We start from the raw sequence: 14581 nt of genomic DNA on the forward strand, positions 1-14581 counted from the left end.
CAGAACCTTCCCGTTTCATTTGTTCAACCAGACGGTATACGGTACTGACATCAACAGAAAAACATTCTGCTACTTCTTTTGCGTTGTGTGTTTTGTTATAAGCTTGAATTAAAAGATTTCTGGTTTCATTGTGTAACATATCTATCACCTCTTAGCTTAAGCATATCACTTTAGTCAAGAGTTGCAGTAATTTATGGAATTGCTATAAATCCAGAGCAGACCGTTATGCCATCCTTTCCCCTGCTGCCCTTGATCTTCTTACGGAATACTGGTTTCAATACGGCCACCCAAAAGGATGGCTTTTCCCGAAACAGTTTGATCCTTCCAGACCCATTGATACCTTTTATCTGTCCCGTCACATTCATGAACACGAGCGGCGGCTCGGATGGACCGAAAGACTGACCTGCCATTCTTTCCGCCATGCTTTTGGCACACATCTTTATGAAAACGGTACGGATCTGCTTACCATAAAAGCTCTTATGGGACATAAATCCCTGTATTCCACGGTTCTTTATGTCCATTTGTCTTCCAGACACCTTTCTGGTATTGTCAGTCCTTTTGACCAGACAGGAGGCCGTTCCCATGCAGAATCTTAAAATCAGCAGCATCTGGAAACACTCCTATCAGGATTTCTCTGCTTCCGGCATCCACCAGTCCGATGTCCAGCGGAAAGCTTCGCGTGCTATCCTCAGCTGCAAATCCGGTAACCTTGGCATCAACATTTCGCAATGTCAGGACCGTGGCCATTTGGAGTTCCACTATAATTCCTGCCGTAACCGTAACTGCCCGAACTGTCAGGCCGTCAACAAAGAAATCTGGGTGGACAAGCGCAGAGCTGAAGTCATCGATGCCCCTTACTTTCATGTGGTCTTTACACTTCCTCATGAATTGAATCCTCTGCTTTACTGCAACCAGCGGCTTCTCTATGCCCTTCTGCACAGATGCTGCGCCCAGACACTTCTTGAACTTTCTGCCAGTAAAAAGTGGCTCGGCGCAACACCCGGGATTATTCAGGTTCTTCATACCTGGAATCAGGAACTCGGATATCATGTACATATGCGCTGCATCATTTCCGGCGGCGGACTGACAAAAGACCATAAAATATGGAAAACCAGAACGTCTTTTTTTATTCCTCTCAAGGTACTCCGGGATAAGTTCAAAGGAAAATATCTTGCAGAACTGGATTCTCTTTATAAAAATCAGAAGCTGGTGTTTTCCTCTTCCTGTGAAAAACTCCGGAACTCTTACCAATGGGCTGAATTCCGCAGCCGCCTTTTTGAAAAAGACTGGTGTCCTTATATCAAAGAGACCTTCAACGGATTTGGCAACGCAATCGAGTATCTTGGCAGATATACACATAAAGTTGCCATTTCCAATCATCGTATCCTGTCTGTCGCTCACAAAAAAGTGACCTTTTCTGCCCGCGGCTGGAAGCCGGGTGACCCGCACAGGATCATCACTCTGGATCATACCGAATTTATCCGCAGGTATCTGATGCATGTACTTCCGTCAGGCTTTCAAAAAATCCGCTATTATGGATTTCTGAATAACCGTGCCAGGAGGAAAAACCTGAAATTAATCTTCACGCTTCAGGGACATCAGCGTTTTCATGCCAGATATGCCGGTTTGTCCATGGCCGAACTGCTAAAGACAGTCTGGAAGGTAGATATCTGTATCTGCCCGGAGTGTGGCTGCCATCGTATGCGCAGCATAGGAAGAACCTATGGAACTTCCTGATAAAACTCCTTCTTCATTGAATACATTTTTAAAAAGCCTCCGGAAGAAGGCTTTAAAGGCATGCCCATTTTTCAAAAAGGAATCAAAAAACTCTGTGGCTTCCGATGAAATTCCCTGAACAGCGTCTTGATTTATCATCATTTGGTAAAGGGAAAAAATACTTTCCCCATACACATCCTGGCTAACCGTCCGCGTCCTGGTACAATTGGAAAGAATCACATTCAGAGCAGTTCTGATTTTTCTCAGAACTGCTCTTTTGGTCTGCTCTGAATCTGATACTTTCCTTAAGAATTATACCATAATATTCCCAAAAATCTTGATAATTTTCCATTTTTTTGTTCCTTTTTTCAAAATTTCTAAAAGAAACGAATATCACTGTGATGACTTATTCACCTCAATACTATTTTGTAAGTTCACCAATCCAACTTACTTTTTTTCACTACCACACGACAATTTAGGAAGCTCTTCTATATTCTCTTTATCCCATCGCACCAAAATATCTTGTCGCTCATGTTCCATACACCATTCTTTTAAGGATTTTTCCATTCACGCCCCTCTATTCCAAACTTCATAACCTTGCCGTCTCGCTGAATCATACACTGGCTGCATATTCTTCTGTAAAATATTATAAAACTGCTCCCGTGAATTCCCCTTGCAATACAATTCTCTTCCAGCCCAGATAGAATGCAAATTATCCCGATAGCACCCTTCAAACAATTTATGTATTCCCGGCCTGTCATGAATAAACCCATACAGCAAATACTGATTCTCCGCAAATCTTTTAAAAAACGGATCCCATTTCGGAAGCTTATTACTTTTCGCCGAATTCAAAGAAGAATCCATCGGCATCAAATTCCAAAGTTCATCGTTCATGACAAACGACCATGGAATAAAGTGATCTACATCATACGCTTTCGGTGCGACAACTTCTCCAGTAAATACATCTCTGACTTCCGTCAGATCCAAAATGCCTTCCCATAGCTTTCGCACATGATTCAATTTCCGCATTTTCTCATCCATCGGTGCCAGTTTATATACAAGACCTGGAACTTCTGGATTGTTGTTTTGTAGCCATTTGACTTTTTCATATTGAATCCATCCGAGAATCGATACCGTGTTATCCTGAATCATCTTCATCCAAGATGATTGAAAATAGATTTCTTTCTTAAGCTTACTACCGGTTCCCAATGTATACGGTAATAGCACCACACGCCGATTAATTCTCTCAATATATTCCATCATCCGGCGGACGCTTCCCCACTCTGCTGGTTCTTCTGCTTTATCAAAAAATCCTGCAAGGGCTCTGTAAGGAACCATATTGGTAAGCTGTTCTTTGGATGATTTTAATTCTGACGCATACCCGTCCATCGATCGGCATTCCGCTCAGGTGGATGTGAAATTCACGGACCGAATACCATGCGTTACAAATCATTTCATCGATAACTGCATCAAAAGTAGTCTCTTTTACACCTTCCGCGATAAGTTGAACAATCGCTTCCAGCCAATAAAACTTATAACAGTAGGATGGATCCTTCAGCATATGTGAAAATCCTTCAATGTCTAATGTGTTGTAGTATTTTCCATCCAGTTTCAAACTATATCCGATTTTTGAAGTATCAAATTCAACCACTTTTCCTCACTCCTACCCGGGCGGACATCCTTCGATATCCAGTATTCTACTATTTTTATTTCTGAAAAGTTTTTTATAAATGCTTTAAAAGAATTCTCTGTAAAATCGGTAAAATATCGTTCTTCACGATATCCCTCATAGTCTCCATACTTGAAAGAAGTATAAATATATCCATTTGGCTTTATGGCACGCACTATTTTGTATAGCACATCCCGTAACTCAGTTTTTGGAAGATGCAGAATAGAAGAGCACGCCCATATCCCCTCATATTTATTTACGAACGAAAGTTCCGAAAATAACATTTGTTTTACTTCGATTTCGACATATTCTCTGGCAATTTTGCAGATTTCTTCGGATCCGTCTACGGCATCAACACGATAACCTCTTTCCAGAAAATATTTACTATCACGCCCGGAACCGCATCCAAAATCTAAAATATAAGAACTTTCTGGAAGATAAGAAAGAAACTTATCTTGTACAAAACGGAACTCAACGCTCTTTGTACTTGCAACAAACTTAGCTGCATTTTCATCGTAATATTGCAACGTATTTTCGTTCTGCTCTGTAAATTTCTGGTTTGTTCGCTCTAAAGTCATAGTTTCTTTCTATCCTCGCACATTCTTTCTCTCAACAGCACTTTTTCGCATTATATATGCTAATTCTCTGTTCTTACATTTCTTTTCTAATTTTCTCTATCAATGTAATATCTGCCGGCAGCCATTCTACTTCGTCTAACTTTTCTTTCGTCAACCATTTTGCAGCTTCATGTTCTTTTAACACAAGATGTCCATTTAAAACTTCACACCAAAAGCAATCCATAGAAAGATGAAATTCTGGATAATCATATTCAATTGTATCAATGAGTTCTCCCACTTCTATTTCCGTATCCAACTCTTCCATAATTTCTCTTTTCAAAGCTTCCTGCGGTGTTTCGCCTTTTTCAATTTTTCCTCCTGGAAATTCCCAGCCACCTTTAAATTCTCCATAACCTCTCTGGGTTGCAAAAATGATGGATTCTCCTGTTTTATTTACTGCTTTTATTACTGCTGCAACAACTCTGATTGTTTTCATTTTACTTTTCCTCCATTGTTTTTCCACTCTGCAAATATCTCAACAAATCTTCTCTTACTGCTGTTTGCATTTTAAATTTTAATTTACAGATCGGTTTTAATACGCCTCTATTATTTTTCTTTTTCGTTTCATGAGCCTCCAAGACATCAAATTCTCCCATATAGAAAAAATTGTTTTCTGCATCCGTCTTTTGAACAAAAAGATGCTTTCTCGGCGTATTTAAAACTTTATCCATATAGGCACCATCTAATTTCTTATCAATCTGAGAATCCCATCTGAAAATCACGTTATCTACAAATTCATCCGCATAATCTGGTTTCCCATCAACGTATTCTTTTTCTTCATCTGTGTTTTCCGCTTTATGATACGTAACAAAGATGAAAACATCATCTCCCAGTTGAGACATTCCATACATTGTTGATGATAAGTCTTTGCCAGCATTCATAAGCAAGCTGACATCTCTTCTTGAGTATTTTTCATAAAGTACAAATGGCACTTCCTTTTTGTATGGCTTTGCATATTTATCTTGATATCTAGCCAAACCAACAACTACAATATCTCGGATTTGATCGTAAAAATCGTTATGTGCTAAGCGCTCTGTATAACTCAAAATTCTCTTTAAGCGATTCTCTCCATCTGTTTCCAGAATATCAATCTGATAAAACTTCTCTCTTTCCGTGCTGTTTGTGACAAATTTTCCTTTCAGAACATCACATGCAAGATCAATCTTTTGCGTTGTTGTCTCATAACCATATCGCTCTTTGCAGCTATCAATAACTTCAGAATATGTAATTTGATTTTTTTCTAAAAACAATCGCAAAATCTCCAATTCATCTGGTCTGACACCGCTTAATATTGTCTTTGATAAATATTCCAATGTTGTCTTTTCCTGTTCTGACAACTGAAACAAATGCTCTTTTTTCTCCATTTGTTCTGCAAAAGAATAATAAGTTTTGTATTCCTTAATAATTACAAAAGGATCCATCTCCGCATTTTCGTAAAAATCCAAAAGCATTGGGCGCCTTCCGAGACGGTTTTTCAGATTAACGTATCCTTCTTTCATCAATTCTTTCAAGGTGCTTGGTTTGATACAATCAATCGCATGAAAAATTTTTTCTTTTGCTATTTCATCAAAATGAATGGTAGATGCTCCCGGAATGGTACTATTTCCACTAATAACATATTTCCGAATCACATCCGCATTGTAGGTATTATCCCCAGATAAAGCGACGGGAATCATAAAATTATTATTGTAATTTCCGATAAAATCCAGAATCACTACATATTCTTTTCCTTCCGCCTTACGCAGCCCCCGTCCCAATTGTTGGATAAATACAATGGGCGATTGTGTAGGCCGAAGCATAATGACTTGATTGACTTCGACAATATCAATGCCCTCATTTAAAATATCTACAGAGAAAATATAATCTAATGGCTGTAATTCATCCGTTGCATCCTCTTCCCTCATAGCTAAACGTTCAAATGCCGTTTCTCGGAGCTTTTGTGATGTTTCATTGTTAAGCGCAAGCGTTCTATACCCACGTTCATTGAACATTCTCGATAATGTTTCGCATTCTTTATTTCTACTACAAAAAATCAATCCCTTCACGCGTTCTCCACTATAGCCATAATATTGAGCCTGCTCAATGATATGGTCTACCCGTTCTTCGCTTGTAAGAAGATTAAAATCTTTTTCTGTAAGATTCTTTCCTTTAGACGTTTTATCATCTATCAACGAAATATCACTGATTCCAAAATAATGAAATGGACACAGCAAGTGATCTTCCATTGCTTTCTGTAATCGAATTTCATGTGCTATTTGATGATGGAAAAGTTCATAGACATTTCGCCCTTCTATATGATCATCCAGTTTATCCGGCGTAGCTGTCATACCTAAAAATAACTGTGGTTCAAAATAGTTCATTACTTTCTGATAGGTATTCGCTGGACTATGGTGTGCTTCATCGAGAATGATACAATCAAATGCATCTTTTTCATATTGGAACAAATGCTGATCTCTATTTAGCGTCTCTACCATAGCAAATACAAAATCACAGCCATATTCGTGTTTTCCATCTCCTACGATGCCCATAGAAATGGAATTATTAAACACTCGTTCAAAAGACTTCTTGGCTTGTTTGGCTAACTGCGCCCGGTGGACAAGAAATAATACTCTCTTAAAACCTAATTCACGCATTGCAAATGCTGACGCATACGTTTTTCCGGTTCCTGTAGCCGAGATTAATAATGCTCTTTTCTCGCCTTTTTCAATGATTTTTCGAAGATTAACAATGAATTCTTCCTGCATGGAATTTGGCTTTAATGTATATTTTTCAAAAGACGGAATCTTGTCTTTTTTAGCTTCTTCCCGTTGATGCTTGATAATCTCATATCGTGCTTTATAAATTTCATAAAAGCTTTCAAAGTCCAAAGCGTACTCTGAATTCCAATGCAGATTGAATTCTTCTACGATCTCGTTTGCTACCTCGCCCTGCTCTGTAGATATAATCTTTGTGTTCCATTCTATGTTGCTGGTAAGTGCTGCGCTTGTCATATTGGAACTGCCAAGGATAATTCTATAGACTTCCTCTTTCTTAAAAATATATCCTTTCGTATGGAATCCATTATCTGCTGCTTCCACATCATACATTTTCAGGGTAATATTTTTCAGTTCATTCAGTTTGGCTAAGGCTTTTGGTTCACTGAAATCCAAATAATTCGTTGTAAGGATTTTCCCCGGAATTCCCCTTCGTTCGAGTTCTTTTAATGTCTGCAACAGGGGCGTGATTCCTCCCATTGTGATAAATGCCACACTAATCTGGAATTGTTCACAGCGAAGCAGCTCTTCCTCAATAGAAGAAATAACTTTTTTACCTTCTTCTGGATTGTTTGATATAAAACTTGGTTTATATTCCAGATTAGAAGCGAGATTACCGTTGATATAAGCTGCTTCCAAACCTTGATTTATGTTTTGTATTATTTCTTCTTTCACCGTTTCATCCTCTCTGTTCTAACTTTAAATTGTAATCTATTTTATCTCACAATTCAAATTTTTTCACAAGCTCCCAATATTTACTAATTTATAACTCGTCTTTCATTGGGACATTATCTCATGACCACTTTACATCGTCTCCTGATATGCTCGATCAATCAAGTTCTTCGCCTTCTGGAAATCCTCCACTGTCTTGATTGACACTTCCAGCTCCCCAGTTCCATAATGCCCGATTCCGCGGGTATCTCTTGTGAACCCTTCTTCCAGTTCAACAGTATCTGGATCGAGTTTCATCCGCAGCAGAATCTGCTTATTATAAATCTCAATACAGAAAATATTCTGTACTTTCTTATAAGCCAAATACAGCTTCAGCTGGTTCGCAACGAGATCATCTCCCAGCGATTCGATATAATCGCAAAGTGCTGTATATAATGTTTTGAAATGGCTGCTTGCCAAAGCCAGCTTCTCTACATGCGTTTTCTGTGTGTATGTACTTGCTGTCGGCATCGTCGATGTCTCCGGTACCGGCTTTGCCACTGGTGTATTCAAATGTTCAAACAGCAGCAGCTCCTCCCCATATTTGCGGTATTTCACCAGTTTGATATTTCTCTGCATCTGATTGACTGCATGCACATCATATCTCGTGAAATCATTTGCAATGCAGATAACGCAAGGCACGGACCAGTCGATCTGGTTGGCGACCTCCATTCCAAATTTTTCTATCACAAGCAGTTTAAAATCCGCTTTGTGATCCAGAAGCCAGTCCAGGTAGAATAATCCCTGATTGATTACATTTTCACTGGTGCTTCTCTTGTACTCAAAAATTACCGGGCTGTTGTTTTCATCAATTCCGATGCTGTCCATTCTTCCGGATGTGATCATATATTCACTTTTCAGAAAACGAACGCCGAAAAATGTCTCCATGTTCTGCTCTATCGTTGTTTGCAGTTGTTTCTCCAATACTACCGTGGAAGAGGTGCGCTCTTTTACAACCGTTCCGACCTCAAAAAGTTTTATTTCCGACACTGCAGTTTCTCCTTCCCTGTCGCAAGATATATGTTCATTATATCGTACCTTCTTACAAAATACTATTGTAAAACATTCTTTCCGCAGGCATTCCCATCAAAAAAGGCCGCAGCTCCGCAAAGCTGTGACCTTTTCCCAATATTACCAATATGCTATTTCCGATACACCGTCTTCCCCCGTGCAATCACTTCCCGAAGTTCCAATCCCTGATCCAGTATGCAAAGATCCGCATCAAACCCTTCCCGGATCTTCCCTTTTCCTTTCAGTGACAGAATTTCCGCCGGGTTCGACGTAATGGTCGAAATCGCGGTTTCCAGCGGAATTCCCGCTTTCTCCACGCATTCTTTTACTTCTTTCAGCAAACAGCTCGACTGGCCCATGCCCATCCGCAGGAATTCTCCCTTCTCATTAAAGATCGGCAGACTGCCCTGGCCGTCGGATGAGATGGTGATGTGTTTCGGGTTAACGCCTGCATCCAGCATGCGGCGGATTCCTTTGCACACGCGGACTTCATCACAGACAGTTTCCCAGTAATCGATCTCTTCATTTCCGGTGAAATCGACTGCGCCGCCCTTTACGGCGTATTCAATTGCCTTCTGGAACAGCTTCTCGTTCCGGTTGACATGGGTCGGCAGGAACTGGCTGGCCGGGATTTCGGTTTCGCTGATGACGCGTTCGATCAGCTCCATACATCTTGCACCGTTGCCAAGGTGGACATTGATCACTCCCGCTTTCCCGGAAAGAACGCCGCCGAGGCGCGTGTCTGCTGCCAGCCGTGCGAATTCTTCGAAGGTCGGCTGTGAGGATCGGTGGTCCGAGATGGCGATTTCGCCGGTTCCGATGATTTCTTCGATCATCATGATATCTTTTGTAATTCCATCCGTCAGTGTGCGCACCGGAACCTGATAGCTGCCGGTGTAGCACCAGGCGGACATGCCCTGCTCCCGGAGACCTTTTGTTTTTGCCACGAGCGCGCACATGTCACGGCCAATGCCGTCAGTTCCGAGACATCCGACAACGGTTGTCACGCCGAATTTGTTCAGGCCTTCCATTGTTGCCTCCGGGGTGCGGTTGGCAAAACCGCCCTCACCGCCTCCGCCGAGCACGTGAACATGGCAGTCGACAAAGCCAGGTGTCAGGACAAGTCCGGTTCCGTCTACGGTCTCCGCTCCAGAGAGCAGGCCGTCTGCCGTTATCGTGCCGGCATCTGCGATCTTGACAATTTTATCATACACCGTAAGAACGTCTTTTCTTCCGAGGTATTCCGGCGCATAGACGTCTATATTCTGAAATAATATCATTTTCTCTCACTCCTCTTAAAATCCAATAGCAACCGCAATCAGAATCGTAATGACTGCTCCAATCATCAGTATCCCTAAGAATTTCCACATGAATTTGATCCAGTTCGACCACTCGATCTTTGCAATCGCCAGGGAGCCGATCAGGCAGCCGGAGGTCGGGACGATCAGGTTTGTGAAGGCATCACCGAGCTGGAACGCAAGGACAGATGTCTGGCGTGATACGCCGAGAAGGTCCGCGAGCGGTGCCATGATCGGCATGGTGATCGCCGCCTGACCGGAGCCGGATACAACGAAGAAATTGAAGACCGACTGGAACACGTACATCAGCACGGCTGCGGCTGCACCGGAGAGACCGGCCAGGGCCTGTGAGATGCCGTACATAATGGTGTTGATAACGGTCGGTGTGGTCGGATCAGAACCGCCGAGCACCTGCATGATGCCCTGTGCCATCGCAACAACGAGTGCTGCGCCGATCAGGTCTTTTGCGCCGTCTTTGAAGGAAACGGCAATGTCGTTCACTTTCATGTCGTTCAGATGGAAAATGACACCGATCACACCGGCCACGATTCCCATGATGAAGAACTGGGTTGCAATTTCTGCCATGTAATAGCCTTTTGCCATAACGCCCCAGATGACCCAGACAATGGTAACTGCCAGGGTCACCAGAACTAAGATGTGGCCGATGCCGAAGGAATGACCCTCGTCGATGCCTGTTTTTTCGTTCTGGTCACGGAAATACTGGTCGCTTTCGTAGGCAACGGAGATTTCCGGGGTCTTTTTGACTTTTGCTGCATAGAACATGGTCATGCCGCAGCCAAGAGCGGTGAATACCACCCACATTACCATACGGAAACCTGCGCCGGAGAAGACGTCAACGCCGGCGATTCCCTGTGCGATTCCGACGGAAAACGGGTTCATCCAGGAAGATCCGAAGCCGATCTGTGTTGCCACGTACGTAACGAGCACAGCAATGACGGTGTCGTATCCGACAGCAACGAACAACGGGCAGAGGATCATCGTGAACGGAAGGGCCTCTTCTCCCATTCCGAACACGGCTCCGCCGAGGGAAAACAGGACGAAAAGGACCGGGATCAGCAGTTTTTCGGCTCCTCTTGCCTTGCGGATCAGGCCGATCAGGCCCGCCTCAACAGCTCCGGTGCGGATCATGATGCCGAAAGCACCGCCGACTACCATCAGAAATGCGATGATTTCGATAGCGGAGCTGCTGATAATTCCGTTATACATGTAATTGAAAAATCCGGTTCCGCCGTCGCCGCTGAACAGTGCAACGCCTTCTGTGACCGGTTTTCCGGCAGCATCGGTCAGATACTGGAAACTTCCGTCTTTGATGACGGTACGGGTTTTTTCTACCCCGTTCATCAGGTATGTGACATCCTCCGTCTCGTAATAGCCTTTCGGGACGAGGAAAGTCATGACGGCCGCGATAACCACCACAAAAAAGATGATAATGTAGGTATCCGGCACGTTAAATCCCCTGTTGAATGATTTCAGGCCTTCGCCTTTCTTTTTGCTCATATTTTGAGATTTCCTCCATTTGATATTCTATTCTCATTTTTAACGCGCATGGATTAGTGTACCATAGATCATAGAGGAAAGTCACTGAAAAAATCAAAAAAGTGGCAGAAAAATTTTCCATTCGGATTTTTCTGCAAGCTGTGTGCAATGTCATGCATAACATGATTGTATAGAAAGACAAACAATTCCTTTTTGGGTTTCCTGCTCCCCGTCTCTTATGCTATACTTGGAAAGTTGTTCTAACAGTAATACAAATCTAATACAGAAAGCGAGCTTTTCAAATGAATTCGTTCAAACCAATGCTACTCACTTCTCTGAAGTCCTATGACCGCGCGCAGTTTGCCAAAGATGTGACTGCCGGTATCATCGTTGCGATCATTGCACTTCCTCTTTCTATTGCACTGGCTCTTGCTTCCGGCGTGGGACCGGAGGCTGGTATTTTCACTGCGATTGTGGCGGGCTTTGTGATTTCCGCGCTCGGCGGAAGCTGTGTCCAGATTGCCGGTCCGACGGCCGCGTTTGCTACGATTGTTGCCGGTATTGTCGCGCGGGACGGCCTCGAGGGGCTGATGACGGCGACCATTCTTGCCGGTGTCTTCCTTATTATCATGGGCTTCTGTCATTTTGGAAGTCTGATCAAGTTTATTCCTTATACAATTACGACGGGTTTTACTTCCGGTATTGCGGTGACAATCGTGATCGGACAGTTAAAGGATTTCTGCGGCATTACGTATCCTGACGGGGTAAAGCCGATTGAAACGATGGAAAAACTGAAGGCATTTGCGGAGAATTTTTCCACGATTTCACCGGATGCTCTGATTGTCGGAGGGGTCAGCCTTGCTATTCTGATCGTGTCTCCGCTGATTTTCAAGAAAATCCCGGGATCGCTGATTGCTGTTATTGCCGGTATTCTGATGGTTCAGTTTCTGCCGCTGCACGTTTCTACGATTGGAAATCTGTACACAATCAGCAATGCGCTTCCGACGCTTCATCTGCCGGTTTTTGACATGAAACTGATTCAGTCGGCGATTCCAAATGCGTTTACGATCGCGGTGCTTGCAGCGATTGAGTCGCTTCTCTCCTGTGTTGTTGCGGACGGCATGATCAACAGCAAGCATCGTTCGGATACGGAGCTGATTGCACAGGGTGCCGGAAATATTGCTTCTGCGCTCTTCGGCGGTATTCCGGCTACGGGAGCGATTGCCAGAACGGCGGCAAATATCAAAAACGGCGGACGCACGCCGGTTGCGGGTATGGTGCATTCCATTACGCTCGTCATCGTTCTTGTTGTGCTGATGCCGTTTGCGGGCATGATTCCAATGCCGACGATTGCCGCGATTCTGTTCCTTGTGGCCTACAATATGTGCCAGTGGAGAACCTTCGTGCATCTTGTACGCACGGCTCCGAAGAGTGATATTATCGTTCTTTTTACTACGTTTGTGCTGACCGTTGTGTTTGATCTCGTTGTCGCAATCGAGATCGGCATGGTTCTGGCCTGCCTGCTTTTCATCAAGCGGATGAGCGAGGAAACGCACGCCGACAGCTGGGTCTATGTGGACGATGATTCCCCGGCGGTGGATGAGCATCTGCAAAAATTGCCGCTGGAAATCCGTGTATACGAGATCACAGGACCGCTCTTCTTTGGCGCGGCGGATGCGATTGAGCACATCGTGGTAAAGGATTTCACGAAGTGCCTCGTTCTCCGGATGCGGAGCGTACCGGCGATCGACAGTACGGCCATGAATGCGCTCCAGAATCTGACGAAGCTCTGCGAATCGAAAGGGATCACCCTCGTCTTTTCTCACGTGAATGAGCAGCCGATGAAGGTGATGAAAAAATCCAGCTTTGTGGAGCTTGTCGGGGAAGAAAATTTCTGTGCGAATATTTCGGATGCGTTAAAGCATGCGGAGGAGCTGATTTCAAGATAAGATATCACCTGCATTTCTGTGCGCAAAAAAATGGCAGATCAGAGGTTGTATGACTTCTGATCTGCCATTTTTTCAGTTTTCCGCATCATTTTTCATCTGTGCCTTCGCTTTTCTTGCAATTCCCTGTGTTCCGTTCAGGATGCTTGCGCGGGTGACTTTGTCGTTGCCGTATTTCTGGCGGATTGCGTCGAGGGCGGCATCGAGTTTACGGCTTTTCTCCTTCTTTTCGGGATCTTCGAAGAGGGAGAGCTGTTCGAAATCGTCTTCGGTAAGGCCGGTTACGGAGACACCGATCAGGCGGAGGGGCTCTCCTTTCCAGGATTCGCGGAAGAGCTGTTTGGCGTAGCGGTAGATTTCATCTGTGATATCGGTCGCATTTAGAAGTTTTGTCTGGTGTGAGCGGTTTCGGAAATCGAGGGTGCGGAAGGTTATGGAAACGGAGGTGCATTTTTTCTTTTTCCGACGCATGCGGGCGGCCACGATGTCACACTGGGCGAGAAGAATCGGGTCGACCTGTTCGATAGAGACGATGTCCTCGTTAAAGGTCGTCTCTGCGCTGAAGCCTTTCGCCTCATCGGGCTGTGCTTTTACGGGGGAATCGTCGATGCCGCGGGCGTACTGGTACAGCTGATAGCCGTTTTTATTGCCAATCAGGGTCTGAATATCAGTTTCCCGTGCATGTGCCAGATCTCCGATCGTGCGGATTCCGGCCTCGGTCAGCTTCTTTTCGGACGCTTTGCCGAGAAACAAAAGCTCGCGTACCGGAAGCGGCCACATCTTCTCAGGGATTTCTTCTGGAAACAGGGTGTGCACTTTGTTCGGTTTTTCGAAATCGGACGCCATTTTGGCCAGGAGTTTATTGGTGGAAATGCCGACATTTACCGTAAATCCCAGCTCGTCGGAAATCCGGTCTTTAATTTCATGTGCTGCCGCGATCGGGTCCGGGTACAAAAGAGAGGTTCCCGTCATATCAAGGAACACTTCGTCAATCGAGAAAGACTCCATGACCGGAGTGTAGGATGCGCAGATTTTCTTGAAGGCCCGGGAGCACTTGACATAAAGATCGAAATCACTGGGAACAATAACCATATTCGGGCATTTCCGCAGTGCCATTGCCACAGGCTCGCCGGTCTGGACACCGCATTTTTTCGCCGGAATCGACTTGGCTACGACGATTCCCGTCCTTTTTGCCGGGTCGCCGCCGATGCAGGCGGGAATGTCCCGCAGATCCGGCAGCCCCTCTTTCATCCGCCGAGTGGATTCCCAGGATAAAAAGGCGCTGTTGACATCAATATGAAAAATCAGGCGGTTTTCCGGTTTCTTTGTTTGTTCTTCTCTCATTCTCAACACCTCTGCAAAA

At 44.2% G+C, this 14581-nt stretch carries 12 protein-coding genes; 4 read left to right on the forward strand and 8 right to left on the reverse strand.

All coding sequences use genetic code 11. The features are described from left to right. Positions 1–230: 230 nt before the first annotated feature. Genes ACY2VW_RS02870 through ACY2VW_RS02880 form a run of 3 tightly spaced genes read left to right on the forward strand, consistent with a single transcriptional unit; the run spans position 231 to position 1855 of the window. Complete coding sequence (locus ACY2VW_RS02870) at positions 231–596, forward strand: tyrosine-type recombinase/integrase (RefSeq protein WP_461876978.1); 366 nt, start codon at positions 231–233, stop codon at positions 594–596. Next, complete coding sequence (locus tag ACY2VW_RS02875) at positions 583–1737, forward strand: IS91 family transposase (protein WP_461876923.1); 1155 nt, start codon at positions 583–585, stop codon at positions 1735–1737. The genes ACY2VW_RS02870 and ACY2VW_RS02875 overlap by 14 nt, the downstream gene beginning before the upstream one ends. Further along, complete coding sequence (locus ACY2VW_RS02880) at positions 1724–1855, forward strand: hypothetical protein (RefSeq protein WP_461876981.1); 132 nt, start codon at positions 1724–1726, stop codon at positions 1853–1855. Before ACY2VW_RS02875 ends, ACY2VW_RS02880 begins: the two co-directional genes overlap by 14 nt. A 428-nt stretch (positions 1856–2283) precedes the next feature. Here ACY2VW_RS02880 and ACY2VW_RS02885 read toward each other — a convergent pair whose 3' ends face one another. The 7 genes from ACY2VW_RS02885 to yfcC all read right to left on the reverse strand — a co-directional run bounded on the left by ACY2VW_RS02885 (position 2284) and on the right by yfcC (position 11293). Then, on the reverse strand, positions 2284–3105 hold the full coding sequence (locus ACY2VW_RS02885) for an HNH endonuclease domain-containing protein (RefSeq protein ID WP_461876924.1): 822 nt from the start codon (positions 3103–3105) through the stop codon (positions 2284–2286). Between the two features lie 222 nt (positions 3106–3327). Continuing rightward, complete coding sequence (locus ACY2VW_RS02890; protein ID WP_461876926.1) at positions 3328–3963, reverse strand: class I SAM-dependent methyltransferase; 636 nt, start codon at positions 3961–3963, stop codon at positions 3328–3330. 73 nt (positions 3964–4036) lie between these two features. Continuing rightward, positions 4037–4438, reverse strand: coding sequence for a (deoxy)nucleoside triphosphate pyrophosphohydrolase (locus ACY2VW_RS02895; RefSeq protein WP_461876927.1), 402 nt, complete (start codon positions 4436–4438; stop codon positions 4037–4039). A 1-nt stretch (position 4439) separates the two neighbouring features. Beyond that, complete coding sequence (locus ACY2VW_RS02900) at positions 4440–7430, reverse strand: DEAD/DEAH box helicase (protein ID WP_461876928.1); 2991 nt, start codon at positions 7428–7430, stop codon at positions 4440–4442. A 129-nt stretch (positions 7431–7559) separates the two neighbouring features. Then, positions 7560–8456 carry an endonuclease NucS domain-containing protein gene (locus tag ACY2VW_RS02905; protein WP_461876929.1) on the reverse strand — a complete coding sequence of 299 codons (897 nt, stop codon included), beginning with the start codon at positions 8454–8456 and terminating at the stop codon, positions 7560–7562. Positions 8457–8608: 152 nt separating this feature from the next. Continuing rightward, positions 8609–9757, reverse strand: coding sequence for a beta-aspartyl-peptidase (gene iadA, locus ACY2VW_RS02910; protein ID WP_461876930.1), 1149 nt, complete (start codon positions 9755–9757; stop codon positions 8609–8611). Between the two features lie 15 nt (positions 9758–9772). Further along, positions 9773–11293 carry a putative basic amino acid antiporter YfcC gene (gene yfcC / locus ACY2VW_RS02915; protein WP_461876931.1) on the reverse strand — a complete coding sequence of 507 codons (1521 nt, stop codon included), beginning with the start codon at positions 11291–11293 and terminating at the stop codon, positions 9773–9775. Positions 11294–11574: 281 nt separating this feature from the next. Between yfcC and ACY2VW_RS02920 the strand changes: the two genes are divergently transcribed. Continuing rightward, a complete protein-coding gene (locus tag ACY2VW_RS02920) occupies positions 11575–13221 on the forward strand; it encodes a SulP family inorganic anion transporter (protein WP_461876932.1) in 1647 nt (548 codons plus the stop codon). Between the two features lie 72 nt (positions 13222–13293). Here the strand turns inward: ACY2VW_RS02920 and ACY2VW_RS02925 are convergent, their stop codons facing one another. Continuing rightward, entirely contained in the window at positions 13294–14562 is a 1269-nt protein-coding gene (locus ACY2VW_RS02925; RefSeq protein ID WP_461876934.1) for a DNA polymerase Y family protein, read from the reverse strand. Positions 14563–14581: the final 19 nt, after the last annotated feature.

The sequence above is a fragment of the Fusicatenibacter sp. genome, assembly GCF_977045365.1.

Excerpts from the sequence above, each read along its gene's own strand:
- ACY2VW_RS02875 (WP_461876923.1), top strand. The coding sequence starts at position 583 with ATGCAGAATCTTAAAATCAGCAGCATCTGGAAACACTCCTATCAGGAT.
- ACY2VW_RS02880 (WP_461876981.1), top strand. The coding sequence starts at position 1,724 with ATGGAACTTCCTGATAAAACTCCTTCTTCATTGAATACATTTTTAAAA.
- ACY2VW_RS02885 (WP_461876924.1), bottom strand. The coding sequence starts at position 3,105 with ATGGACGGGTATGCGTCAGAATTAAAATCATCCAAAGAACAGCTTACC.
- ACY2VW_RS02890 (WP_461876926.1), bottom strand. The coding sequence starts at position 3,963 with ATGACTTTAGAGCGAACAAACCAGAAATTTACAGAGCAGAACGAAAAT.
- ACY2VW_RS02895 (WP_461876927.1), bottom strand. The coding sequence starts at position 4,438 with ATGAAAACAATCAGAGTTGTTGCAGCAGTAATAAAAGCAGTAAATAAA.
- iadA (WP_461876930.1), bottom strand. The coding sequence starts at position 9,757 with ATGATATTATTTCAGAATATAGACGTCTATGCGCCGGAATACCTCGGA.
- yfcC (WP_461876931.1), bottom strand. The coding sequence starts at position 11,293 with ATGAGCAAAAAGAAAGGCGAAGGCCTGAAATCATTCAACAGGGGATTT.
- ACY2VW_RS02920 (WP_461876932.1), top strand. The coding sequence starts at position 11,575 with ATGAATTCGTTCAAACCAATGCTACTCACTTCTCTGAAGTCCTATGAC.
- ACY2VW_RS02925 (WP_461876934.1), bottom strand. The coding sequence starts at position 14,562 with ATGAGAGAAGAACAAACAAAGAAACCGGAAAACCGCCTGATTTTTCAT.